Genomic DNA, 25,871 nt, shown 5'->3' with positions numbered 1-25,871 from the left:
CATCTATGCATAGGCGACCGCCAGCCTCGCGAGGCTTATGTAGGCGGACGTCACCCGCACGAACTACGGCAATCGTCTCGCGTTCAAACACCGAGATGGATTGCATTAGAGCACCGAAGATGCTTCAGTAGCTGCGGCGGCGCCATGCTGCACCTTAACTACGCTTGGTTTGGCCCGTATAGGTTCGTCCGACGCCTTGGCTGAACGGTCGTAGAGCAGCCTGAAATCGAGCTCAGTCCATTTCTCGATCTTCTTAGCAGGACTAATGGCAAGGCGCTTCTCGGTGCCCACTAAATCTTCACACCCGTCAAAGAGCGCACTTGGAGTTAAAGGTCGTTCATCAAAGAACACCGTGGCCCCCGTCTTCCCAGTCAATGCGATTTTGGCCTGATGCGTGTCTTCAAAAAAATACTCCATCAATAACGGAATGATGCGAGTAGAGAAGGCTCTTCTCAGTCCTTCGATGTCGTCGATATTCATGAGAATTGCATGCCCGATGGCGTGATCCCGGTCTCGCAGAAACTCCACACGATCGTTGACAGCACTCAGAAGCTTCCTCAAATCAATCTCTCCCACCATCGGCGGCTCGATCAATTCCGGCATCGCCGGGCACTCGATGAATTCGAAGCGACGCCGCAAGGCATGGTCGATCGCAGTCACCGAACGATCTGCTGTGTTCATCGACGCGATGATGTCCAAGTTACGCGGCACGGCCAGCTTATCCCCACTGTATTGCAGCGTTACAGACGATGAAAAGTCCTCGAACTTTACACCGGGATCACATCGCTTACTTTCTTCCAAAATTGTAATGAGCTCGCCAAAAACTTTCGCTACGTTGGCTCGATTGATCTCATCAATAAACAGCGTGTGTCGTATGTCGGGATTTGCATGAGCTTGTTCACAAATCCTTCTAAATGGTCCTTTAACAGGTCTATCACTGAGCTGTCCATTTTTACCTGGTTCTGGACGAAAACCTTCTACGAAATCCTCATAGGAGTAACTTGGATGGAATGATAGAAATTCAATCTGCTCCCCATCATCAAAACGTTCACTGCGTAATTTTGACATCTCGTAAGTTTTACCGGTGCCAGGAGGCCCAAAGTAAATTCGATTGATGGGTATCCAATCGGAAAATGGAACACTTTCCGCATCTTCTGACTCGTCGAGCGGCTCCTCAGCAGCGTCAGAAGGACTGTCGACCGTCAAATCGAATAAATTCGCAGCAGTCTTCGGACGTTTCAGGATTTTGCTGCGGACAAGAATCGGAGGATCTTTGTAGAAGTCCACCTCTAAACTACCCTTGGCAGTCTCCAGGGCTTGCCTTGCTGTGAAGAGTGCTTGATCTCGAGAGGGTCTATCCTTCAAACTCGATGGCGAAATGCCGAGCATAGAAGAACGGGCTAACTTGGCTTTGTCCTTTTCCGAAAAAATTCTCTCGAATTCATCAGGAAACATGAGATGGCATAAGCAGTGATAGAACTGCCTGCCGTTCGCCTCATCGAAATGGTCCAGCCACTCGGCAAAAGCCCAAGGCTCGGCGAGCAATAAAGAACGAACATCCAAATCCATTTCCATCAAATTTTTAAACGCGACGACGGCGAATTGAAGTTCCTTCCACTGATACATATTAAAACCTGGACCTGCACTGCCTATGCCAGACAGTGCAGACTCATTTAAGAACTGAGAGTTTGCGTCGTCACTGGGCAACGTAGAAATCGGCGTGGATGTCATATTCCAGACATGATGCACACGCTCGCGTTTTTTCGAGGCTCGTAGATTGGTTGGTCCCAGCAAAAGAATCCAGTAAATCTCAGCAAACAAAGCTACGCTTTCAGCGGGGCACGGCTTCAACTGCTGACCAAGCTTAGTCACCATGTTCCTCTCATCGTCGATGAGAGGATTGTTGACGTAATGCTTGATGAGAGGATCGAAGTTCTCGGGAATCCAGATTTTCTGATGCCCGACATCCAGGATGGATTCGCCATCAATAAGAGCCTGTTTTTTGAATTTTTCCGCAGCAGCAAAGACTGCAGCCGCGTGACCTTTTGGATTGTATCGACTCATATTTAATCTTTTCGTTATGCGGGTCCTGCGATCAGGCTTTACGCAGCCCGCCTGGTGGATGTTCGCTCGCTAATGCTGCCGACTGAAACAATTGCTCAATCATACGTGAAAGGTTCATTTTTTTGCCAGTCCAATCCCCCATGTCTTCGGCTATGGCTTGGGCTACCTCTTCTTGTCATCCCTCGACGACAAGAAGCTCGAAAACGTGGTTCAAGGTCACTCAGTAGCGTCTCACGGCAAGCGTGTCGACGCCCTCATGAAGACGCGCGGCCTCATCGCAAGCCTGTGCTTCATCAAGATCAAGACGCACTCGACTAAGCTGCTTGGAGACGAGCCATACCGCGCCGGATGCTGGGCGCCGTCAAAGGAGCTTGTGGGCGCGGTCGCCCAAGTGCAAGGCACTGTCCATGGGGCCGTCTCCCAGATCGGCGCGAAATTCGTAGGGCAGGATGAGAAAGGTGCACCGACTGGGGAGGAGGCCTTCAACTTTCAGCCCAGGTCATTTTTGGTCATTGGAAGCCTGTCGGAGTTCACGGGGCCGCACGGCGTCAATGTCGAACAACTAAGAGCGCTTCGGCGCTCTTTCCATTTCTGGTCGCGAAACATCAAAATGATGATCGCATCATAGCCTCGAAAGCAGAGTTTTCATGAGCAGAGTAGCAGTGTTTATCGATGCAGGTTATTTTTGGGTTCAGGCTACCCACATCGTTTTGGGCGCACGTGGTCCCCGCACAAGCTTGACAATTGACTATCCTGCTCTGCACAAAAAGGTATTGGATGAGGTCGCTGCCCAGTTCCCCGGCAAGGACTTGCTTCGTGTATTTTGGTATGACGGCCCCGACGTAAGTGGCTCTAAGGGACCAGATCACCTTGAGATTGATTTGCTCGACGACTTTAAGCTGCGCATAGGAACTCGAAATGGTATGGGGCAACAAAAAGCTGTAGACGGAATGATTATTTCCGATTTACTAACATTTTCTCAGTCACGAGCGATTGAAAATGCCATACTGATTACCGGCGATGCCGATCTAACTCCTGGCGTGGTTTCAGCGCAAGCTCTCGGCCTGCGCGTGCATTTGATCATCATTGGCCCGCATGCGAGCACTTCGCCATACCTCGCGGCAGAAGTGGATAGGAAGGTGATTTGGGATCCAAGCATCGTGGCGGCATTTGCCAAACCTGCACAGTCCCTTCTGCCGGCCAGTGCTGGAGCAGCACCGCGAGCGACGCCTGCGGCACCGATATCGGTTGAAAATTTACCAGCATCCACACCTGCCGTTACATCGCCAACCAAAAGCCAAACAGTTCCGCCTGCGATGAGTGCAGCGGCGGCGGCTCAATCTCAGTCAGATGGCGCTGCACAAACCTTTGGTATACAAGCTACGCTACAGGGCGCTGGCCCCACAGAACCACCCCGACAGCCGCAATCTCCTGCATCAAGCGACGCTATTGTAAATCCAGAACAGCCGTCTCTTGGTTCCACTGAAACGCCTAAGCCTACATCATCGGCGCCGCCTAGCCTTGTCACTCAAGCACTGATTCTCCCACCACTCGTTACCGCCGATTTCGCTATTATCGTAGCGGACGCTCATGCTAGACTTTTGGCTGGCCCTAACGCCGCAATACTTGCTTCAGTATCGACCGGCACGCAGCCATTGCCGGCGATCATAGATAGGGCCTTATTACGCTGCGGAGTAGCTTATGCTGGCAGGAGGCTTAGCGAAGCGGAGAAACGTCAGCTACGCATAGCTTTTAGGGCGCTGTTTTAATGATGAACTGCTTGAAGAGTGGCTTCAAGCCTCTGCAAACATATAAGGACGCGCTCTGTCTTGTTTGCTTTCACCGCTGATACCGAGTTCAGAGTAATCGTTCGCTTAATCACTAAGTAAATGCTGCATAGAGGCGCTCAGCGGCCTTTGCCGTCTTGGCGCGACGTGCCGCGCTAGTTCTAGTCATCGCTCTCCCTTAAAACATCGCGCCGATATGTCATAGCTAACTCACGGGCCTTCGACTTCCAGTCCTGGCTAATCTTCGACTTAAACCAAGGTTCAAGACCATCAAGTATTAACTGCCCGCTGCCAACGTCCCCTTGCGTAGACGTCTGTGCTATAACCGCCTTTCTGAACTCGCATAAAGCCTCGAACACCCCTCGCGCTGCGGGCAGGCACTCGGCTATTAACTGCCTATCCCCTTCGTTCAGCCAATGCCAAATACGCAGATTTACGGCATCATTAGTCCGCAAATATTCAAAGTAAAGCCTGTCAAACGGATCAAAATCCACCTCCCGCACAAAGCCTTGCGAAAAATCCCAGGTCTCCAACCATGTCAGATTCTTTGGCATGATCCACCTGCCCATATGCTCCCTCATCGCAGTCGCGGACTTGAGATATTCCTCATGGGAATACTCAACCCTCTGCTCCGGCGCGGGCTCCACGTCAGCAACCGTCATTCGAAACGCGTCAGGAAATATTTCCTCCAATACATCGCGAGGAACAAAATCTAGATGCCCGACGTCTCTCCAGTGGACGATACTCACTCGAAAAACCGAGCCATCGGGTCGAGTATAGGTCCACGGCTCTCGCTTCACATGGTTTTGAATAGTCGTGTGATAGTCGGCAGTAGTCAAGAAGAAGTAATGTTCAATTGGATGAGGATAGCCGTCGGTCTTTTTTAGCTCGGCAAGTGCCATGTCTAATGAAAAGGGACGAATGGTCAGCTTGCACTGAGCCACGACGAACACATCGGCCCGCGTCGGAACAAGATCAATTCCGTGCTGTCCTTGACCTCTGCTCCCGTAGTTCGTGAATATCACGTTGCCTAAACGCTTGCGAACCCCATCGCTCATGATGTAGCGGCACAGTTTTTCCCAATCATTCCAGTTCCTCAAATTTAGACCATTCATGTGCCGCCACTCCTATATTCGTTACCTGTTATCCACTTCCAAAACGAGCTCTTAAGTCTTCAAATGAATAATTTTTGAACTTTAGCTGTTTGTAGTTCTCTCGCCCCGTGCGCTGTGTGGCATCATCGAAACCCGTTGGAGGCTCTGCTTCACTCTCCACCAAAATCATCACCTTAACGCCAAGATTTTAGGTGACGAGCATCAATACTTCCCCTGCCACGTCAAAAAATTGCAGTTTGGTCTTCAACGGATCCAGCCCCAAAGATGCGAGGAAGAATGTCTTTTTCACCACGCGGTAGTCTTTCAGCGGGAACTCATTTGAGCCGTCTCCAACACCAATTTCTCTGCAATTTTTTCTACCGACATCTGCTCAATCAGCTGCAACGTATCATCGAATATCGCGGTAGCCTCTCCAATCACAAACGATATCAATGAGAGCCTAGCTTGATCGTCAAGCCATCGGTTTACCACGACCAGTCTTCGTTGTAAAAGTCCAACGAACGGGCGTCAAGCGAGGGGGCATTTTCGTGCACCTGGAAATTTTGGCACAGAGGATCACAGCATCGGGTTTGGCTGCGAATGCAAAGTTTGAACGAGGCCTCGTCGTAATGGCTATGCCCGCTCACCAATCAGTCTTGCCACTGTTGGCGGGCACGCACGCCTCTTATTTCAAATGCCTTCGAAGCGATAAAAACCAATGCGATATTAGTGCCCGCTAAACTGTGAACGGGAGGTTAGGTCCGGCGTTACTCACCTTGCGGGAACAAGCAGGCTAACCAGGTTTAATGCACGCGCTCGTCAAACTGACTCAAGGCACTAGGCTCATCAGGCTTCGGCCCGGATCTTCCTCGCCAGCCAAATTGGCGTTTATCGAAATAGAGTCGGCGACTGGGATAACCATTTTCTTTCGCCCATGTCCAGCGTTGCTCACTTCTTCAACTCTGACCAAACCAAGCTTTTTCAATCGCCCAACGTCTTTGGATACGGCACTTTGCTCTCGGTTGACTGCCGCCGCGAGCTCCGAAATGGAGCGAGTCTTTTTGATCGCCAAGCGCAGCAGTTCAAACCGCTTCGGCGTGAGCTCCGAGATAAATGACCCAAACTCCACGCTAGTCAACGTGACAGCGTAGGGAAGATTGCGCGCACGCGCATCCAATGCCTTTGCGACTTCACGACCCTTGCTTGCCCGCGCTTGTAGTTCGGGATCGGCCAAAAAGTCGGCTAGCGTAATTTTTTTGCTCATAGTCATTTACCCCCGTTCACATATTGCATAGCTATATGCATCCACTCCGTCTGGAAGGCGTCATAAATCTCTTCGTAGCTGTTGAACTGTTCAGGAGTCATTATTCCGTAATAATGCTTGTGAGAAAAACCATGGCTATTGTCATATCCAATAACCCGTCCGTTGTCGACAGCACAGATATTAGTGTTGATATACGCCAACGCATAGTGAAGAACTTTTCTCGAAGGCAGCTCTCTAATAACTAATTCTTTCAGCACGCCTCCACCCAATTTTTTTTTAATGTTCACATCAGGAGGCGCGTAGCGCTCCATTGTCGGCACGTGAATTGGTGCCCTCCCCTTACCAGCCATAATCTCTCACTTCCTATCTGCTGTCAATCGTTTAGGTTCATCTCATTTGAGAATCCCGCGTTCAGAAGCTGTAACCGCCCTGCCGTCGGAGCGGAATTCGTTGTTAATAATACACCTCAGCAACGTCGCTGCACAGTGGCTGGCCGTTGTAGTCCATGTAATGGGAGGGGCGATGAGCAGTGCAAACTCAGATCTGTCGACATTGAGCAAATCAGCGGAACGGTGAAAGGGGTCCTGGACACATTAGCAATAAGCTTACTGTGAAGGGCAACGATGCCATACATGTTATCTAAAAGATATACTTTATGTATTATTAAGTATCAATGCGTGCCTGTCCTATCCGCGCCGATTTCATTAATTACCGTATAACAATGTCACCTGGTAATCGCACAATCCTGGCAAACTTAACGCCGCAGCCAAGATTCGTAGAGATGTGGAAACCCAGCGCTCCTCTGCGGCCCATAGGGACGTCATAGAGCAATGTGCTGGCAACCCTTTTACGAATTTAAGCGCAAAACATCAATACTCGACAAAAATTGTCACAAAATTAAATATTTGTGGTAAGGCAAAACAGCTTGAAGTGTTAATCTTCTAGCACGGACAATTAAATCACATATTCAACACATCCAAATATTGTCGTGCCAGCGATTACAATGATGGAAACATAAACGAGAAAGCATTGAATGTCCGAAACCGGCCGCCTCCCCTCAGTCAGTGACGCGCAAAGCATCGGCTTCAGAGCTGACAAATGCTTCAAGGCGCTGTGTCCGGAAACTTGGCTGCCCAAAGGCGTGGATGGCACTGACGACTTTGGCATCGACTACCAAGTCCAAATCTTCGAGAATGGCCAAGCGACCGACATATTTCGGGTTCAGTTGAAGGGCACCACCATTCCAGAGCTGAGCGCCGACGAGACTTTCTTCTCAATTCAACTCAAAGCGCCCACCATCCGTTACTATGCGCGATTTACCGAGCCGATCTTACTCGTTCTTTGCGACCTGAGCGCGAACAAAGTGGCCATCAATTGCCCCTTGTATTACGTTTGGATTCACGAGGAGTTGCGTCGATTGAACGCGCGCGACCTTCCCTATGAGCAACTCTACGTCACCATACGCGTGCCAAGGAGCAATTCGGTTAAGGGTGACACTGATCTGTCCAAGGACTTGTCGCAATTTAGAGCGCTCGCGAACATCGGAGCCTCGCTGGACATGACACTTGAGAAGCGAAGCCCATCAATGCATCAAGGAGAACGAGCTGCCCTGCTCGGAAAGCTTCCCGGGGGATTCTCGGCGCGGAGCACCGCCCTTATGGAGTCCCTGTCCGAGGAGCCGGCGACTGTGTGGCCGGACAGGCCGCCTGGATCAATGGCTTGGCTCTTGTTCGAGGCCGAAAAAGATTTGAATACCGGGGCGTTCGAGCGAGCTGCAGGGCGACTTGTTTCGGCAAGCGCATTGATGCACATAGCTGTTCCATTGGAAGTCGCGGACTACTGGCATCTCACCGGACGCGAGAGCCTATCTCGTCTTTGCCAAAACGAGGCCTGTGGTTCCTTTGAGATGGCCATGGAAGCCGCGCCAGGGCATCCAAAGTATTTGGCTGCTTGGGCAGAGACTAAGTTTGGCATAGGTTTTTCTGAAGACAGTCCTGGTGATATGGGCGCCATACTTGCCAAATTGACGTCCTCCGAACCGGCAGTCCTGTCGATCAAGGCCCGCATTCTTGCCGCAGAAAAAAGATTCGACGAAGCGGAGCAGACGTTGTCAGCGTTCTCCGGTGCAGAGCAGCTCTCAGCCTTAGCCATCATCCGCACAATGCGCTCACACTCCAAAGATGCCCTCGCCGCCTGCGAGGCCGCCCTACTGCTGCCAGACTTGAAAGATGGGACGCGCATTCTGTTTTTGATCATCAAAGCCCGCGCCCAATTCAACATTGCGCTGAACTTGGATTCGGAAAGCGGAAGTCGCCCTCTTCCGCTGACAGGCAGGCCCGAAGTTAATTTGAATCTGGTGCACGATGCTTGGAGCGACATGAAACTGGCTGCGGATGGCCTGCGAGCAAGCGGATGGCCAGTCAACGTCGAATTTTTGGCAGATATTCTTTGCGCCGCAAGCTCAATCATCGGCAAAGAGGAACAGGCGCTGGCGATTCTGAAGGAAGCAGTAGAAAAGCGCCCATCCCTTCCGACTCTGCAATCCGCTGTAGAATCTTTGGCAGCCCAGACAGGCGATTTTGATCTTGCTCTGAGCTCCAACGCGATGCAACCGCAAAACTCCACCACCAAGCTTCGCAAGACCGCCATGCTTCACATCACAAAAAAAGATGCCGAATGTGTGGCGTTTTTCGAGACGCAGCTACCGACAATTAACCGCACCGATCCCATGTTCGGGGAAGCTCTCAGTTCGGCCATCACCTCCGCTGACCGCTTGGTCAGGGGGGACTTAGTCGAGACATGGTTACCACTTTTTGAAGGAAGTCCTGAGCTTTCCTATCAACGCGCGGTATGGAACTACGCCTCGACCGTCTCCAAAAATAAAGCCAAGCGAACCCAAGCACTCGACGAGCTTTTCGCCGAGTTTGAAAGCCAAAATCGGCCCTTCTCGCTCGCAATTCATTTGTTTAACGCGCTCAATCCTCATCAATTGGCCGAGGCTGAAAAGATCGTCGCTGTCGCAGAGGTGTTGATGGGCGACAGATTATTACCCGTGGAACCACTTTTGCAATTAGGGCAGGCCTACACGACGCTGGGGAGATGGGAGGAGCTATTGGCACTCGCGGATGATGGCCGCGAGCGTTTCGCAGAGAACCCAACATTGGCCGCGGTCGCCGCTTTGGCCTTGGACCGGTTGGGCCGCACAGCAGAAGCGCGCGCGCTGCTATCCCCGCTTATTGCGAAAGGTGTATCGGAACTATTCGTCCTCACGGTTGACATCGACATCTCCATTCGATGCGGCTTTATGGATGAGGCAATGGCAATGACGGAGAAAATGCTCGCTCTGTCCAGTGGGACTGACAAAAAAGTTGAGCATCTGAAGTTGCTTCATCATTTGGTTCGGGCGAAGAATTCGTCCGATCCGCGCGCGCACGCAATCGCTTGGCGCATAGGAGAGTTGATCGACCCAGACAACGAAATCGATGAGAGCGCATTCCTGATGATGGTCATGACATCGCCTCATCCCACGGATCCCGATCCAGAGCAAATCACAGAATATCAAGCCAGGCTGAAGCGCTACTCTGAAAAATTTCCGAACTCGAAGATATTGCGTTCTGCGTCTTTCGCTGAAAACGCGACGCCAGAGGAAATGTTGGATACATTGATGAGATTAGTTGGGGACACCCCCGAAAGCATGGAGGCGCGCCGTCAGCAGGAAGAGTCGTTAAGGGAAAAGGCGAAGGGCGCGCCATTCGCTTGGCGTTCTCAATTCGACGCAAATTTGGGGCGAGACCTTCCTGCACTGTGGGAAGCTTCAAAGAAAGCGAAAGGCACAGATCAATGCCTGCTGCTGCAAATGATCCTTGGGCAATGGAACGCCTTCCCTTGGGAGAAGATGCGGGATCAAATTCCATTGATGGATCATCTCTCGTTGTTGGTTGCTAACGACCTTGACCTCATTGACCTAATTTTCAAAATTTTTCCAAAAGTGGCCGTTCCACAGCGGACCATGCTCGAAATCGGCAAGCTGGCCGACCCTGTTTTTGGCTCATTCGCCGGAGAAAAATGTCGATCAATACAGGCCAGTCTTCAGAAACACTTCGGACAATTGCTACAACCTAGAAGCGCCAAGGCAGATGCGGAAGACGACGGTGTCGCCTCCCTCCGAATTGCGGCAGAGATTCAAACTCTATCAAAGCAACCGCAGCATCTTTTGTATTCCGACGATGCCATTTTTAGAATTTATTGCCAAGGGCACGATGGCGATTTTCAAAGCATCTGCGTCCTGGATATTTTGGCTACGCTGGAAAGTAACGGACTGCTAACTTCGAGACAGGTAGCGGAGAAGATTGGCCAGCTATGCAGCTGGGGCGTTGGAATCGCAGTCCAGCAAGGATGGCAGCTTGCCAGCCTGCCCACCAGCTTGTCCACTGCAAAAAATGTGAAAGAAGGCGAGGACATCCTTCACTCCTCAGAGCTTTGCATTTCCATTTTCAAGGGTATGTGGGACCGTTTTGGCCAGACGTATGGAGAAATGTTACAACACGCTTCAAGTCTAGCGGCGGCAATGTTACTCGACGCCAGCCACAGCCCGATATCCATCGCCGCGCTGATGGCCGTTTGGCATGAGAAGGCATTGTTGGCCTCCAATCCTCCACCCAACGTAGAAACCTCGCTGGCTCTATTGGCTAGAAATACCGCGATCTCGCTGCCGCTATCAGACGACGATGGCCCTATTAGCCTTAAGTTTTGGAAAGCTTATCAGCTGCTGCTGGAGCATTTTCAGCCAGAGAAGGAGAATGTTGAAAGGATGGTCGATGGGATATTCATGATCGCTTGCATAGCCATCAACAATGACGTGAAGCCTGAGAGCTTTAGCCGCCGCTCTCTCAAAACATTCTTCAATTCAGGGCTTGCGGATGGTTCAAACACAAAGCGCGCATTCCAAAATAGTTGCAAACTATGGCGCGAAAATGTGTTGAAGGAACTGGGAAGGCGTCCCATATTCGTAGATCATTGGACGTCAGCCAGCGTATCGAGGCCAGACTATTGGCGTCGTTGGGTTGCTCAACGTGGTAAGGTAAAAGTGGCCTATTACGGAATAATGCCCCCAGGTGCTTCACAACCAGATCCTACGCCATTAATTAGTAAGGATAAAAATATCAGGGATTATGGCTATGGGGAAAAATTGATCACCCCTCACATTTTCGCGGAGTCGCTCCGTTGGGTGCGCCAAATTCCTTGAGGTTAGATAACTGAGTCAGTTTTCCACGAGGCCTCAAAGCTAATCGATGGTCTTTTCGAATTCGAATGGCTGGGTGAGGCGCAGCCCGCGCAGCGCGCTGATGACAGCAGTTTTTCCTGCCTCATTTTTTCCAACGAGGCAAGTGAGGTCACCAATTTCGAACTCGCCGCTATCTTCGACAGAACGATAGTTTTGGACTCTGGCGCCTATCAGCTTCATATTTTCCCTATAGTTCGAATCATTAACTGAACATTTTCACAGCTAAAAAATATTGAAAGAACAGCCAACAATTCTTGCTCCTCGTCACTAATATAAACTATTATTGTTTATATACATACCAGATGATATCCACCTGAGGCCTGCATGCAGATCAGACAGTTAAAAATTCAAAACTTTCGCGGTATTGCTTCCTTGACTTGGGCTCCCCGCGATGCATTCTGCTGTTTAATTGGAGCCGGTGACTCCGGGAAGTCCACAATTTTGGATGCGGCTGAAGCTGCACTGAATTCCCGCTGGTTTTCCTTTTCTGAATCTGACTTTCTAGCGTGCGACACAAGCAGCACCATTGAGATCGAAGTAACTGTGGGCGAGTTGTCCAAGACGTTGAAATCAGATGAGCGTTTCGGACTATACATACGAGGCTGGACATCCGGAGGAGAATTGCGGGATGAGCCTGAGGACGACGACGAGCCGGTTTTAACTGTGCGGCTGACCGTGGATGCCACATTGGAACCCGTTTGGGAACTGGTATGCGACCGGGTAGAAACCCCTCGAACAATATCTAATCGAGATCGAGCGCTGTTTGGTCTGGTTAGACTTGCAGGCGATGACGCACGCCACTTGGCATGGGGACAGGGCTCCGTCCTGTCGCGGTTGACCGGAGACAACAAGGAAGCGGCGTCACGACTAGCGGAGGCATACCGTGCCGCACGCGACAGCGCCAAGCTGGACGAAATCGAATCTCTCGCGACTACCGCGACGGCGGCCGAAGGCTTCGCCAAGAGCCTGGGGGCATATGTAGAAGGACATTATGAGCCGGGGTTAGAACTTGGGCGCTCTGGTCTATCCTCGGGATCGATCGCGCTGCATGACGACGGAGTGCCGCTAAGGCTTGCCGGATTGGGCACTCGCCGCCTTGCGACGCTGGCCATACAGAAATCAGCAATCTCGGAAGGCGCCATCATTCTGGTTGACGAAATCGAGCATGGCTTGGAACCGCACCGCATCATTGGCGCAATATCGCAACTCAAAGCAGACCAAAGCTCGGCCGCCGCCGCAGGCGCCCCTGTGGGCCAAGTGCTGCTGACTACCCACTCCGATATAGCCCTAGCAGAATGCGGCGCTCAATCGCTCCACGTCATCAAGACATCCCGCCCCGATCGCGTGACAACCGCGATAAAGACCGAGGCACCAGTCCCAATTGCCGCACTGATGCGCTTCACTCCGCGCGCATTCTTCGCGAAGCGCATCTTAGTTTGCGAAGGCATGACCGAAGTCGGCTTGCTGCTTGGAGTGCGAGAACAATGGCCTAGCAGGCATCAAGGGAGACCCATCGAGCAGATGGGCGTGGCCTTGGCCGACGGTAACGGTGCCCAAGCGCCTTCCATGGCGTTGGCTCTAGCCGCGCTAGGCTACCCCACCGCGTTATTCATGGATTCGGATGTGCCGTTGCCGCCGCCCACCATCGCATCGCTGGCGGCGGCCGGCGTGCCAATTTATGAATACGGCAGCATGCTCAACACTGAGCAAGCGATATTTTCGGCGGCAAGCGACCAAATGGTTCAAAATCTACTCGCGGTCGCACGAACAAACCATGGCGAGGAGTCGGTGAGCGGAGCCATCTTTCCGAGAACGGGGATGAGTCTTGCGACTGTTAGGGAGGACTTTCAAACTTGGGAACTCAACAGCAATTTGAACGCGGCGCAGCTTAGGACCGCGATATCAGATGTGGCGAAAAACAAGAAGTGGTTCAAAGAGCTACGCTACGGCAGAGAAATCGGCCAGATCGTCTGCGGCATCATGGGAGAAAATAATCCCGCGCCACTAACTCAAATCCTGCTTCGTTTGGAACAGTGGGCCTATGCCTAGCCCACAGGACATCTTCGCACTGGGAAACGCAGCAGTGGTGGCGCCCGCTGGCCATGGCAAGACCGAAGTGATCGCCAATATCGCCGCACTGGGCCGACGCGCTCTTGTGCTCACTCACACCCATGCTGGAGTCCACGCGATCCGCTCCCGCATGAAGCGTCTCGGCATTCACCAACACGCGGTCGCCGTGGACACCATCGCTGGATGGTGCATGCGCTATACGCATGCCTTTCCTCGCATAGCAAGACCTTGTGATGGAATGCCTAGGACGAGCGCCGAATGGGATCAGCTCTATCGCGGCGCCATCCTCGCGCTAAGCGTCTCTGCGGTAAGGGATGTCATCGCCAGCTCCTACGATCGCGTCCTCATTGACGAATACCAAGACTGTAACAACGGCCAGCATCAATTGGCAATCGCTTTGTCCGGGATCGTGCCGACCATCATATTTGGAGACCCTATGCAGGGCATCTTTGAATTTGCTGGCGCGACACTGAGCTGGGAGAGAGAGATTCACAACCACTTCCCGTTCGCAGGCACATTGGAAACGCCGCATCGCTGGGCTGGCAAAAATCCGGAGTTGGGTGCTTGGATCGCCCAGACGCGACAAAAACTTATGGCTGGCGAGCCTATTGATTTGGCGGACGGCCCGATCACCTATCGACAATCAGACGATGCCTTCGACATGGCGACATTTTTTGATGGCATCGATGCGCGCGAGGGAACCCAAGCCGCCATCCACTGCAACAAGACCATCTGTTACCGACTCGCACAAGCAACCCGCGGTGGCTTCCAAGCCATTGAAGAGATGGCAGCTGGTCGCCTCCAGAGCTTTGCGACTGCTTGGGACGCATCAGCGAATCAAGAGCGCCGCTTTGCCGCCGTTGACAGCCTCATGGACGATTGCTTCCACATTAAGCATCCTGCGGAAGGAAAAGCTCCCGACCCAGAAGATGTGGCGATGGCCGAAGAAATGGGATTGATCGCCGTCGAACTCGGTGGAGCAACAGGAGCAGCGACCGCGCGACGGCTGTTCGCGATGGCGAAGGCACGACCTAGCTGGCGTCTGTTTCGCAGGGAAATATGGCGCGATGGAGAAAAGGCTATCGCGGAGCTTGAGGCGGGGCGGGTGGAGAACATGACGGATGCGGCCGCTAGCATTCGGCAACGCGTGACAAACTCTGGGCGGAAGTTGCCGCTACGCACCGTTTCCACGCCTCTTCTGCTAAAGGGCCTCGAATTTGACCATGTAGTGATTCCCAACGCTGCACATTTTCTTGGCGAGCGAAGCGCCAACGCAAAGCTATTCTATGTGGCTATATCCAGAGCGACGCGCACTTTGACGATAAGCGCGAGCGACAGATTCATCGTTTTCCCCAAACCTCAGATCTGACTAATAAAGTATATGGTGACAACGAGCAAAACGCCGAATTTCAACAAGACCCATGTTCGCAAGGCGGCGAAGGCCTGGCAAAAAGATCCGCGCCGAGGAGGTTTTCGAGCAAGCATTCGCAATGACGTGGAAATTGACGGAAAGCTGTATCCTCCAAAAGCCATCGCGTCTTTAGCCAATGAGCTTGCCGGCGGTGGGATCTTGAAGCCGAGAGATTTCGCGGGTGTGAAGAACGGTAAATGGCTCAACGCGCTTAGGGACCTTGGCTTTGAGGTTCATCCAAAAACCAGAAAAATGATTGATCCGTCGGATAGCAGCATACAAATGTTTCGTGGTGACGAGCGATTTGTGGATTGCCCTCGGGCCTTCTTGGTCACAGGCCTTTCACAAAACGACCAGCTCAATCGTCAAATGCTCGCAAAAAACCAGTCGGGTCACTGGAGGCTCAAAAATGGGCGGGCGGACAAAGGCGATGCGCTCTTTCTGATTTTGCCAAACAAGAGCAGGGAAGATGGATATCCGCGTGAGCTGTTTTGCGGAATATTGGACTCTCCTCCCGACAGAAGTTCCAAGGTCGGAAGAGCACTTTTTCGGGTCAAGCGTTTCCATCGGCTCGCGACCATAGAGGCAGGCATCAAGAATTTTCTCGAAGGCCAAGTTCCTCCGCAAGGGAACCGAGTGATAACGATATGGGACGATGCTGAGGCTCTCAAGACGCTGCGCGCCACACCAAGCGGGACCGATATAGATGTGGACGGTGGCGGCTATCCTGAGGGAGCCAAGAAATTCAAAGAGCACATGTTGACGGAACGCAGCAGCACGGTAGTGTGGCTCGCGAAAGCGATACGCCTCAAGCAAACCGGAAAGCTCGAATGTGAGGCGTGCAAATTCGACTTCGCGAAAATTTATGGAGAAAGCGGCCTCGGCTTCATTGAAGCCCACCACCGAGTCCCGTTAGCATCCATCAAAGCCCCAACAAACGCTCGCATTGAGGACTTCGAGTTGGTGTGCTCCAACTGCCACAGCATGCTTCACCGAATGAAGCCTTTGAAGACCGCTCTCGAATTGAGACAGCATCTCTTGAAAATGTCAAAACTATCAGGCCTCCCCCATTCCCGAAGCTCGAAATCCCGTGCGTAATCGTTTCAACGCCACAATTCATACGGATCATCCATGCCCACTTATTCCAACGCCAACATCATCAAACCCAAGAGCTGGGAGGAGTTCGAAGAGATTGTCTGCGCGGCGGCAAAAAACCGTTGGCGCAGTCCAGATTTCACTCTCCACGGAAGGAAAGGACAAGCGCAGTCCGGCGTGGACGTGTATGGTGAGGACCAAGATGGTGAATTGGTAGGCATTCAGTGCAAGAACACCGACGGCGGAGTGTCCGACGCCACCATTCGATCAGAGATCGCAAAGGCAGAAGAGTTCACCCCCACTCTTTCTAAGCTCTACATCGCCACGACGGCCGACACCGACAAGAATGTTCAAGCCTCAGTCAGAACCCTGTCCGCTGCTCGAAGAGCGGATGGGCTGTTCCCTGTTCACATCTTTTTTTGGAACGACATCTGGAGCGATCTTTGTCTGGACGAGGCCAGGCTCTTTCAGCACTACCCTCAACTTCGCCCACAAGCGTTGGCGCCGGTCGCCAAACTTGGACCAACTCACGATCAAAAGATGTTCAATAAATTCAAAGAAGAGCTGGCCTTCGACCCAGCCATTCGCTTGTTGCGCGATCATGACTTCGGCGGCTCCTTTTCGCGAGAGGCGATAAGGCCACTGATGAATTTCATCGAGACATGGGACCAGCCTGAGCACGAATTTCTCGATGCGGAATTACAACGTAACTTGAAAGCTTTCTACCACGCCGCATCTGCCATGGGTATAGCCATTTCGCGCCTGACGGTCCCGGTTGGGGGAGGCGACTTTTCATCGGTCTATGCCGACCATCAACGCAAAGCGGGACCGCGTCCTCCCTCGGTAATTGAAGACGCTGCGGAGCTCAACAAGATGGCTAGCGAGTTCGTTCCAATCTATGACAGCTTCCTGCGCTTTTGCCGTGCGAAGTTGGAGGCTTGAAGTAATGAAGAGTAATATGCAAACCAAGCCCAGTGCACAGTCCACATATTCACGTGCGCCTTTCCCCCATCGAACAAGTCCGAGCAAAAACTTTCGATCAAATCGTCGACGCGCACTTGGAGGTGCGTTACCGAGCCCTAGTGCCGTCCAAGGCAGGCGGCAATGGCACCTTCATGTCGGCCATACGCATGGAGAAAGACGTCCTGCGAGGGTCTGATATCTTGCGTTATCCCGACTGCTCCGGACGATTGCATTTTTCAAATCTCAGTCAAAACACAGGAGAAATTATGACGTGTCAAAACGCCGCAGAAACCATTCTGGCTAATAACGGTATTTCGGTAACATCAAAGCTAAGAATAATAATTACATTTCTCTGCCAAACTGGTGCATCACCAGAATGGATTGCTCAACACTGCATGAGATTAGTAACTCTCAAAGATATCATAGACAGCGTGAAAACGTCTTTCCCCTCGCTTTCTTGCGATCAACTGGATAAGCTTGCGGACATGCATATGAATGGGGCTTCTCTAAATGAAATTTTTCAAGAGGCGAACGCCATGGTGGCACCACCAACGCCACCGGCGGCACAAACCACCACGTTGTAGAAAACGTGTCAGGCCGCCCACATTCGCAGACGAGGCAAGTAAGCAGGAGTCCATTGCAACTGCAAATTGGCTCGCAAAGCCATCAAACCTAGTGCAGCTTGATATTCGTCCCACCCCATGCCGTTGAAGACATCAGCCAACAGAATTGGATATTCCGCCCCCTCGCCTGACATATTTAGGGCGACTCTCGCAAGGATTCGCCTTCTTGGTGGGGGCGCGGCTTCGATGCGCTCAAAATAGATGAGCTGGCCGATTAACGGGCCGATTTCTTTGGCTTTTTGTTCCATATATATCCCTCAGGCAGTGAACCTCGCATACTTAGCGCCGGTGCCCCAAGAACTCAAGTGCACGCATGCTCCGCATGCCTACCGTTGAGCGGACAGTCGAAGATGCATTCTTCATTTCAACGCTCCATCGCTTGCATATAGTCTTGAATCCATTCTTGGTGAACTTCCATGGCTGACATCTGCTTTTCCAAGCCCAACATATATGCCGCCATTAAATCGGCGTCCTTGGCGGCCGAAAAGATCGTCATGGGATCGGCCGACACAACCTTTATCCAGTGCTGGAGGTAGGCCGCGTGGTTATCGATGTGGTTTTGGGACATTGGCACGCCTGTCTCGGCCGCCAGGATCGCCGAGCAGATTTCCGCCCTCAGCTCTTCCACGGCATATGCCTCGTCGCCCCAACGCTTGGCGATCGCCTCCTGCCGGTCCAGCCGCTTCTTGTGCAACGTGCTGTGCGCCCCCTCGTGAAGGGCCGTCGCATAGTAGTCATAGACGCTATGAAATGACTTTTTGGCCGGCAGACGTATTTCATCCAGGGCCGGCACGTAGCATGCATCGGTGCCACCATGAACGACGAGCAAGCCCGTCTTTTCTTTGAGAGCCTGGATCACCGCCTCCGCACGGACGACAGGGTCGAACAGTGTTTCAGAAACTTCAAGCGGCGGGACGCCGTCCATTTGCTGGGCATTGAACACGACGTATCGCCGGAGCGCGAAAGCCTTGCGTTCCGGCTCCGATGCGTTTGCACCCTGCCCGCCCATCACCCCGCCACCGCCGCCACTTCCTAAATTGCCGCGATTGCCGCTGGCCGAGGCCTGCGGCTTCCCGCCGGAAGCGCCCGCTGCGATCTCGGCGGCGGCGCCTCCCCTGCCGACTTCGACCAGCTTCACGATGGGCGTGCCCTTCTCGCCGCGCCGGACCTGCCAGCCATTTGCCTGGGCTTGTTGATACGTGGCCCAGCGCGGGTCCGCCCTGCCTTCCGGATCAACCCGGCCACTCAAGGCCAGGAGCAGCCTGTTCACGCCGCGATAGCCGTTGCTTGTGGCCAGATTCACCGGCCTCAGCGCTTGGGCGGCCCAAGGCTTCTGCCAAGGAGTGTCTCCGCGCTCCATCGCATCGATAAGCACGCGGGCGATCTCGGACTTCACGTCGACTTTGCCTTCCACCTTTTCGCTTTGAGATTCAGCGCGTTCCGAACTTTGCATGGGCCTCGCCTTTATTGTTGTTGATGATTGCTGAACTGCGGGCAGCAGAACTGCGCGTTTGCGCGCTTGCGTATTGACTGTATTTTTTTGAGATTTAGATTTGATCTTTTTTCAAGATCGGCCTTCCGGGACTAAGACTGGCGTCGATTCGGCGCAAAAGGGTTCAGTGATGGGAGACGCGGAGATGCGATGAAAAATCGCCCGCATTTTGATGAGCTCATCAAGGAGCGCTGGCCAACAGGCTGTCGGCTGCCCGCGCCATCGTCTTTGATGGCGTAGACACAAGCTCATTTCACAAGGGCATTTTCCTTCCCATATTCTTTGATGAATTAGGTTCATTTGCGCTTGGTTGATTAACATTCCTTTGATCAGATCTGCGAGCTCACGCGCCAACATTGCTTCCCCGACATGGATTTTTTCTTTCAATTTCCTCTGCCGGCCAGCGCATGGCTGTAGCTGCATGCCAGCCGCTTCGATTGGCGGGCCGGCTTGCAGGCCTTGCGGGAGCAGCATCCACGATTCTTGGTCCTCCATGCCATCTCCTTCGATTGAGGACACGTCGTCGCAGCCGTTGCCGAGATCGCCAATCAAGCCGACATCTGCGTCGGCAAGAGCCACATCTTTCATGGCAAGAACTTGAGCGCCCAGCGAGGCGCTCCTTGCGCTACCGCGCATGTCCGCAGGACTCGGCGCATTGACCAAGGAAGCGGGGCCTTTCAAATCGTTTTCTTGGATTGAACTCATTTTTCCCTTTCCACTTCTATCCCGATTTTTCTGGCCTACTTGCAACGGCGCTTTCTGCCAGGCGCGCTTACGCAGCTAGCAAATACAGCGCGCTCGTCCATTCGCCTGCGCATGTCGGACTGCTGCGGCGCGCGGCGATCTTCCGGATGGCTGCAAATAAATTGGCCAGCACGCGACGGACGGTCGCCATGCCGTCAAGCGCCATGTCGCGCCGCCCTGTCCAGCACCCGCCAAGCCCCACCGCCCTAGCCTGCCGTCCCCGCCCATCCACCATGGCCAGGCCGAGTCAAGGCCGGCCCCAGTCTCCGCAGCTGAGATGCTGTTTTTGGCGATCATCCAACGCAATCATCCGTCGCTCTCGATGCCTTCTTCTTTTTAAGCTCAAGAGCCTCACTCAGCATTGCAGAGAGCGCCTCCATGCTAGGAAAGCCAAGCTCGTCGCCTATTCCAACGCCGCTCGCCAAAGCGACCTCGGCCACGACATCAATCACCGCGCTGGAGCCAGGAGTCTCCGCCGCCGATCCAGCGCTTGGCGGCAGCGGGTCGATGGAGGCATTCGGCGTGGAGCGCGCGGCTGGACTTGGCGCCATGGCGCCGGCAACAACCCCCCCGCCGCGGCTGACCTCCATAGTCCACGCAGCTGGCACATGGGCAGGCCGCGCCTTTTTCATTTTGTAATGCGGCCAGAACAGCTCGTAGGCCTGGCCGCCAGTGAAGAGCGCCAAGCGCACCCCTTTTCCGTCCGGGGTTGGGCCAAGGCGGGAGCACAGCTCCGATGGCTTGTAGATGGCAATTTCGTCCCGCGAGAACGAAAGCGTCGTCGAGCTCCCTGAGCCACCCCCTCCATTTGCGGCATAGGAGATGTTCGAACGCTCGACCTCCCGCGAGCCCAAGGCCTTGCACATCTGCTCCGCGGTGTCGCCCTGCATGAGCTGCCCCACCAGGACGGTGCCGGCCATCGACACCATCGCCTTCACCATCAGGGCGCCATGGATCTCCTCCAGCTGCGCCAAGTCCTGGCAAGCCAGGATGCAGCGCACTCCACGCGAGCGGCCGACCTCCAAAAGCGGCCGGATCGGAACTTTGCCCATCTGCGCCGACTCGTCGGCGATGATCCACAGCTTGCGGCTCTCGTCGTCGTCCATCTCAACGCTGTTCACGATCGCCGAGACGGTTCCAATGATGCCCTCCAAATAGCCTTTAGTGAGGTCCGGATAGGCGCCATGCCCTTGCAGAATGATTTGCCGGCGCGCGCCGCGGCGATCTTCGCCCCCGCCTTTCCGGCTGCCAGCGCCCGCCGCCGCGTCGACGCCATTCCCGCCTCTTTTCCGCGGCCATCCTTGGCGGCCCGCAACCTCAACCGATCCGCCGCCTTCGCCCGCATGCATCCCGCCCTGCGCCCATTCCACAAAGCTGATGCGGCGGTCCTCCGGTGTTTCGCCCCAAGCCTCCGCCAGATCAAAGATCGACGCGCAAAATGAGGACAGATTGATCAAAATGCCCTGCGTGGTGACGGACGCCCTCTCCACCGACCGCATTGCCTCTGGGTGGCACGCCTCCATGATTTGCAGAATATTGGCCTGCGGGATGGACATCATCTCTGCCAGCTCGCGCCATCCCCACCCATTCCCTCGCGTCGTCTTCAAATAGATCATGAAGCCGACAACGATCTGCCGCGCCGCATTGGACCACATCGGGTCCTGGGCCTCCTTGATCATCGCCGCGGCGAACCGCCGCATGTCCCCGATGTTCCGCATGTCCTTCGCGATGTCCCACGCCAGGGACCGGGCATCCCACGGCGCCATGATCTCGGGTTCGCCAAAGCCCTTTGTGAACTCTCCCTTCGGATCGAAAAGGAGCAGGCTCTCGCCCGCCTCGATCACCGCTTGGATCATCGGCTTGAGCGCCGTCGATTTGCCAGAGCCCACGCCTCCCACCACTAGGACGTGCCTAGTCCACATATCAGCTGGATAAGGCACGTCCGGGGCAATCGGATGATCAGGCCGGCGCTTGACCCGGTCCGCGAGCATCAGATTCAGCGCCTCTGCCGCTTGGGCGCCCACATGGCGCGCCGACCCTCTCAGCACAAGCAATCCATTGCGCGGAACGAGGTAGATTTTCGCCAGGAACACTGCGGGAAGACACGCAACCCATAGCGCGAACATCAGGCGACAGATCAGGCCAATCCTCTCCCCTGCAGATAACGAGCTAAGAAATTGGGCATAGCTGCGGGCCGCTTCGGGAAACGCCCAGCTCCAAATCCAATGTAATGCCGAGCGAATGAGATAGATGAAGTGCAGCGAGATGGAGCCCTGCGGGTCATTCATCCAGGGCAACGCCCGCCAAGACAACATCAGAGCCAAAATTCCGAGAAAAGCGCCAAGCGTCGCGCTGGCGCCGATCCATCCCACCACATTCACCCGCCCCACCGAAGGCGCGGCCGGGGCTGAAATGCCCCAATCAAATTCGGTCCGACCATTGTCGCTGTTCATCGCTTCTCCCAATGCCAATCAGGGCACTGCGGAGGGAAATTAGCTTCGGACATCGGCGCCGGCCGTCTTGACGAGCGGCCAACGCCGCCGCTGATCAGACAAACAAATCCGGCTAGGCAGAAGACGCTTCCAAGTTGCAGTCGAAGGCAGGAAGACAATCACTCGCGGAGGAAGCAATGACAGCAATGACTCAATATGGAACGCCAGAAGAAACGATGCTCGCTTATACCAACATCAACGCACGCGAGAGGCAAATCTTGCAAGGAGTGGCCAGAAGATACATAAAGGGAACCCATTTCACCGAGCCCTTGGATCTGATGCATGAAGCTCTATACCTGACGGTGGAACAGCGCCGCCGCTGGCCCAAAAGCGTTAATTTTGAAATCTACCTGGTCATGACCATGCGCAGCATTGCCGGCGCCGATCGCAACAAGCAGTTGACGCAGGCGGCATCGGGCATTCCAGTCGAGGACATTCTTGAGTGGTCTTTCCTGGGCGAGAACTTTCACATCTCCGCCGAAGAGACTGTCCTTCGCGCCGAGGAGCGCTTGGCCGATAGCATCTCCACAAAGACGATACTAGGCCAGCTCCGTGCCGGGGCCGACAGAGTCGCGGGGGACGTTCTTGCATGCCTTCTGTCGGACATGCCGGCTCGGGAAATCAGATCCTCGCTCGGCCTCACCGTTGGCGCATATGACGCGGCAAGAAAGCGGGTCTTGCGAAAGTTTAAAAAGTCGGAGAGACTCTGATCCGGCTGTGACGGCGGAAGCACTCTTCCTGCCGCTCATGCCACGCTGAGATCGCGGCGCATGGCGAAACGAAGAGGCTCTCTCCGATGATTCGAAACACTAAGAAAAATGGCGCGGGGAAGCCCGCGCCCCGTTCAAACCCCAGCAAGGCCAAGCCCGCAAGCGCCGGGCTCTCGCCACTCGAGGCATTCATCATTGCTAGTGGCGAATTTTCCGCCGATGACATTGCGTCAATGACGAGCGACGACACCTTGCCCCAAAAGGAAACATCTGCGGAAGCGCCGTTGGAGCCCTATGAGCAGTGGCTCAGCGCCAGAAAAAACCGTGATGACGAGCCCTTCCCAACTCAAATGCGCTCCTCGATTCAGATCCCATCGACGACGGGCGCTGGCATGACCGCAGAGGAGAAGCACGTTGCGCGCATCGCCTCGGCAATTACCCATGCAAAAAAACAAGTGCGCATTAATGGCGACTCGATGCGCGACCTTGGAATCAAGGACGGCGACATGGTCGACGTCGAGCTCAATGCCGAGCCAAAGGATGGCGACATCGTGTGCGCGGACGTAATAGGCATTGGCAGGATTGTTAGAAAACTAAAAATCATAGGCGGCGCTCATATCTTGACCGCCGCAAACCCAGAATTTGAGACCATTTCTATCATCGACAAATCGCACATGCGCATTTTAGGCATCGTGATCACTCCTCCCAGCAGCATTCATTAATCTCATGCGTAAAATGGCGTGGGGCTTGGAAGACCGCCATCTCCCAAGCCCCAGGCCATTTTCTAGCAAAAGTCATCGCCTCGGCCGAAAAACCCTAGAGCGTGGACTGCTATCAGCCAACCCCATCGCAGCCAAGGCATCATCGACAATCGATGTTGCCCGCGCCCGCGCCATGGCCTCCTCTTTCATCTTGCGAGCGTGGGCGGTCTCTTCCTGCTCGTTTTTCTCGAGTGCCTCGGTCTCGGCAGCCTCGAGTGCCGAAAGGCAATCGCGCGCGCAATACCACTCGACTAGGTCGTCTATGCAGACCATAGGTGTGAAATTAAAGATTTGATAGGGAATGAAAAATTGCCTATTGCGAATTAGTCTCCAAATAGTCGAGGGTGAAATGCCCAGGATTCGGGCTAGCTTGGTGACATTGATGAACGCTGATTCCACCTGATAATCCTTGATGATCATAAGCTTAACGCGCATGCGCTCAGCTTCCGCAATGTCTGCAAGCGAGGGGTTGTTGGCGGCGTCATCTTTTGAGCAATCACATTGTCCTACGCAATTGCATTGTTTTCCATAAAAGCAGCTCATCTTTTCTCCGTTGAGTGAATGGCCGTGGCCGGTTGGCTGCGGCAGCCAATAGCACTGCCAACGAAGGGGGATTTCGGCCGACAGGCAGACAGACGGCGACCCAGTGCCGCCTGTCCATCGCAAGGCACTGAGCGGAAGATCCGCCCACGGCCCGGCAAGTATCAAAAGGCCAGTTGCACCCTGCTGCGGGAGACGCGGCGGAAGGCAGAATCTGGCCAACGGCGCTTTCCGCTTCAGAGAGCTGAGAGGCCAATCAATCGACGCGACGAAAATATGCTCAACCACTACGAAAAAGATGGCGCTCCATTGGACGCCTTGGCGCCAGAAGACGACTGGGACCTTCCTCAGCTGCCTCGCCAGCTGCCAAGACGCGAAGACCTACCTCCCCCACCAATCCAGCACGAGCAGTCGCCAGCATCAAGGGAAATTGCGCGACCCGTGATTGAAAATGTGCCATCGCGCCTGCCAAGCCAAGGAGGCCCCGACCGATGTCCCGCATTCATGGTTAGAAGCGCCCTTTTCCGGGCTGGCAGGATCGTTTTAGGGGTAAGCCACGATGGCCCCGTAAAGGCACAAGGAAGCTATGATTTGACGCTGTCGGGGGACCGGCTGTATATGCGAGACAAACAAGTATGGCAAGCGGTGATCAGCATCATCAAAAGAGCGCCGCACCACCATGCTCCGATACGGATCGAGTTGGCGGCGATCGCAACAATGATGGGCTCATCCGACCACGGCGGCGCAGCTTTGCGGCGGGTCTGGCAAAGCGTGGAGCGATTATCGCGCGCTACCATTGAGGTGACCCTTCGCGATGGTCAAGCCCACAAGGGCAAGCTGCTTGCGGCCGCATATCGCCAAGAAAAGAAGTATTTCGTTGAGATAGACATGCAATGGATGACCGCGGCCACGTGCTTGGACTATCAATTCAAAATAAACTGCGAGCGCCGCAACGGACTGGCCACCTCGCTAGCTCAGTGGCTTCATGATTTTTTGTCGACTCACCAAAGTTCTCCGGGCCTCTCGGTCGGCTACCTGCGTGAACTGTGCGGCTTCGATGGACAACATAGGAAATTTCCAGCGGCGATTCGCGCCGCCCTGAGCGAGCTGAAAATGTCCGCAGCTGCGCTTGTCGCAGACTTTGAGATTATCAAGAACGGCAGATCCAGCGACGCTTGGACTGTAGTCATTGTGCGCGGCCCAGAACAGCCATCATTCTCCGGTCCGTCATCGCCCAAAACCTTAGACGGAATGGAAAGCCTATGTATTCCGAAGTGTCGCAGGGTCGCGCTTTGAGTGTCCGACCTGGCTTGCTGGAATCTGCTCATCGACAAGCCAGGCTGACGGGTTTAACGGAGCAGATGAATTTGCGAATGCTCGCCATCTCGGGTGTAACCGGGAGGTTTCTCGGGTTTAAGGGGGAAGTTCAGCCAGACAGATCGGGTTTAACCGGGAAGATGCTCGGGTTTAACCAGGA

The 25,871-nt window shown here is 54.0% G+C and carries 21 protein-coding genes; 11 read left to right on the top strand and 10 right to left on the bottom strand.

The window, feature by feature from the left end; genetic code table 11:
• Positions 1 to 105: 105 nt before the first annotated feature.
• Entirely contained in the window at positions 106 to 2,064 is a 1,959-nt protein-coding gene (locus IGS58_RS11030; RefSeq protein WP_230521369.1) for an McrB family protein, read from the bottom strand.
• A 157-nt stretch (positions 2,065 to 2,221) separates the two neighbouring features.
• On the opposite strand from IGS58_RS11030, the gene IGS58_RS11025 reads away from it, so the two are divergent.
• Positions 2,222 to 2,692: a Shedu immune nuclease family protein gene (locus IGS58_RS11025; RefSeq protein WP_230521368.1), complete on the top strand. Its 471-nt coding sequence runs from the start codon at positions 2,222 to 2,224 to the stop codon at positions 2,690 to 2,692.
• A gap of 19 nt (positions 2,693 to 2,711) precedes the next feature.
• Positions 2,712 to 3,833: an NYN domain-containing protein gene (locus IGS58_RS11020; protein ID WP_230521367.1), complete on the top strand. Its 1,122-nt coding sequence runs from the start codon at positions 2,712 to 2,714 to the stop codon at positions 3,831 to 3,833.
• 179 nt (positions 3,834 to 4,012) lie between these two features.
• On the opposite strand, the gene IGS58_RS11015 is transcribed toward IGS58_RS11020, so the two are convergent.
• From IGS58_RS11015 to IGS58_RS11005, 3 genes are all read right to left on the bottom strand, one after another.
• Positions 4,013 to 4,966 carry a hypothetical protein gene (locus tag IGS58_RS11015; RefSeq protein ID WP_230521366.1) on the bottom strand — a complete coding sequence of 318 codons (954 nt, stop codon included), beginning with the start codon at positions 4,964 to 4,966 and terminating at the stop codon, positions 4,013 to 4,015.
• Between the two features lie 808 nt (positions 4,967 to 5,774).
• Positions 5,775 to 6,209: an HVO_A0114 family putative DNA-binding protein gene (locus IGS58_RS11010; protein ID WP_230521365.1), complete on the bottom strand. Its 435-nt coding sequence runs from the start codon at positions 6,207 to 6,209 to the stop codon at positions 5,775 to 5,777.
• Positions 6,210 to 6,211: 2 nt separating this feature from the next.
• The gene (locus tag IGS58_RS11005; RefSeq protein WP_230521364.1) at positions 6,212 to 6,520 is read right to left on the bottom strand and encodes a toxin-antitoxin system TumE family protein; all 309 of its coding nucleotides are present in this window, start codon (positions 6,518 to 6,520) and stop codon (positions 6,212 to 6,214) included.
• A gap of 722 nt (positions 6,521 to 7,242) precedes the next feature.
• On the opposite strand from IGS58_RS11005, the gene IGS58_RS11000 reads away from it, so the two are divergent.
• Positions 7,243 to 11,454, top strand: coding sequence for a DUF4365 domain-containing protein (locus IGS58_RS11000; protein WP_230521363.1), 4,212 nt, complete (start codon positions 7,243 to 7,245; stop codon positions 11,452 to 11,454).
• Positions 11,455 to 11,493: 39 nt separating this feature from the next.
• Here the strand turns inward: IGS58_RS11000 and IGS58_RS10995 are convergent, their stop codons facing one another.
• Positions 11,494 to 11,673: an AAA family ATPase gene (locus IGS58_RS10995; RefSeq protein ID WP_230521362.1), complete on the bottom strand. Its 180-nt coding sequence runs from the start codon at positions 11,671 to 11,673 to the stop codon at positions 11,494 to 11,496.
• 144 nt (positions 11,674 to 11,817) lie between these two features.
• Between IGS58_RS10995 and IGS58_RS10990 the strand changes: the two genes are divergently transcribed.
• The 5 genes from IGS58_RS10990 (at position 11,818) to IGS58_RS10970 (ending at position 17,616) form a co-directional block, all read left to right on the top strand.
• Positions 11,818 to 13,542 (top strand): ATP-dependent nuclease, encoded by a 1,725-nt coding sequence (locus IGS58_RS10990; protein WP_230521361.1) that lies wholly within the window; start codon positions 11,818 to 11,820, stop codon positions 13,540 to 13,542.
• Positions 13,535 to 14,932 carry a UvrD-helicase domain-containing protein gene (locus IGS58_RS10985; protein ID WP_230521360.1) on the top strand — a complete coding sequence of 466 codons (1,398 nt, stop codon included), beginning with the start codon at positions 13,535 to 13,537 and terminating at the stop codon, positions 14,930 to 14,932. The genes IGS58_RS10990 and IGS58_RS10985 overlap by 8 nt, the downstream gene beginning before the upstream one ends.
• Before the next feature lie 12 nt (positions 14,933 to 14,944).
• On the top strand, positions 14,945 to 16,072 hold the full coding sequence (locus tag IGS58_RS10980; RefSeq protein WP_230521359.1) for an HNH endonuclease: 1,128 nt from the start codon (positions 14,945 to 14,947) through the stop codon (positions 16,070 to 16,072).
• A 33-nt stretch (positions 16,073 to 16,105) separates the two neighbouring features.
• Positions 16,106 to 17,011: a hypothetical protein gene (locus IGS58_RS10975; RefSeq protein ID WP_230521358.1), complete on the top strand. Its 906-nt coding sequence runs from the start codon at positions 16,106 to 16,108 to the stop codon at positions 17,009 to 17,011.
• A 188-nt stretch (positions 17,012 to 17,199) separates the two neighbouring features.
• Entirely contained in the window at positions 17,200 to 17,616 is a 417-nt protein-coding gene (locus IGS58_RS10970; RefSeq protein ID WP_230521357.1) for a hypothetical protein, read from the top strand.
• 8 nt (positions 17,617 to 17,624) lie between these two features.
• On the opposite strand, the gene IGS58_RS10965 is transcribed toward IGS58_RS10970, so the two are convergent.
• From IGS58_RS10965 to IGS58_RS10950, 4 genes are all read right to left on the bottom strand, one after another.
• Positions 17,625 to 17,903 (bottom strand): hypothetical protein, encoded by a 279-nt coding sequence (locus IGS58_RS10965; protein ID WP_230521356.1) that lies wholly within the window; start codon positions 17,901 to 17,903, stop codon positions 17,625 to 17,627.
• A 116-nt stretch (positions 17,904 to 18,019) separates the two neighbouring features.
• Positions 18,020 to 19,108: an ArdC family protein gene (locus IGS58_RS10960; RefSeq protein ID WP_230521355.1), complete on the bottom strand. Its 1,089-nt coding sequence runs from the start codon at positions 19,106 to 19,108 to the stop codon at positions 18,020 to 18,022.
• Positions 19,109 to 19,219: 111 nt separating this feature from the next.
• Positions 19,220 to 19,852 (bottom strand): hypothetical protein, encoded by a 633-nt coding sequence (locus IGS58_RS10955; RefSeq protein ID WP_230521354.1) that lies wholly within the window; start codon positions 19,850 to 19,852, stop codon positions 19,220 to 19,222.
• Positions 19,853 to 20,184: 332 nt separating this feature from the next.
• Positions 20,185 to 22,344, bottom strand: coding sequence for a type IV secretion system DNA-binding domain-containing protein (locus IGS58_RS10950; protein ID WP_230521353.1), 2,160 nt, complete (start codon positions 22,342 to 22,344; stop codon positions 20,185 to 20,187).
• Positions 22,345 to 22,520: 176 nt separating this feature from the next.
• Between IGS58_RS10950 and IGS58_RS10945 the strand changes: the two genes are divergently transcribed.
• On the top strand, positions 22,521 to 23,093 hold the full coding sequence (locus IGS58_RS10945) for a hypothetical protein (RefSeq protein ID WP_230521352.1): 573 nt from the start codon (positions 22,521 to 22,523) through the stop codon (positions 23,091 to 23,093).
• 86 nt (positions 23,094 to 23,179) lie between these two features.
• Positions 23,180 to 23,815, top strand: a complete 636-nt coding sequence (locus IGS58_RS10940; protein WP_230521351.1) for a LexA family protein — start codon at positions 23,180 to 23,182, stop codon at positions 23,813 to 23,815.
• A 72-nt stretch (positions 23,816 to 23,887) separates the two neighbouring features.
• Here the strand turns inward: IGS58_RS10940 and IGS58_RS10935 are convergent, their stop codons facing one another.
• The gene (locus IGS58_RS10935) at positions 23,888 to 24,397 is read right to left on the bottom strand and encodes a helix-turn-helix transcriptional regulator (protein ID WP_230521350.1); all 510 of its coding nucleotides are present in this window, start codon (positions 24,395 to 24,397) and stop codon (positions 23,888 to 23,890) included.
• Between the two features lie 588 nt (positions 24,398 to 24,985).
• On the opposite strand from IGS58_RS10935, the gene IGS58_RS10930 reads away from it, so the two are divergent.
• On the top strand, positions 24,986 to 25,690 hold the full coding sequence (locus tag IGS58_RS10930; protein ID WP_230521349.1) for a hypothetical protein: 705 nt from the start codon (positions 24,986 to 24,988) through the stop codon (positions 25,688 to 25,690).
• Positions 25,691 to 25,871: the final 181 nt, after the last annotated feature.

The organism is Janthinobacterium sp. EB271-G4-7A (assembly GCF_020858075.1).
Classification (GTDB): domain Bacteria; phylum Pseudomonadota; class Gammaproteobacteria; order Burkholderiales; family Burkholderiaceae_D; genus Janthinobacterium; species Janthinobacterium lividum.
Note: the sequence above shows the minus strand (reverse complement) of the source record. Positions and strands in the feature narration are given on the sequence as shown.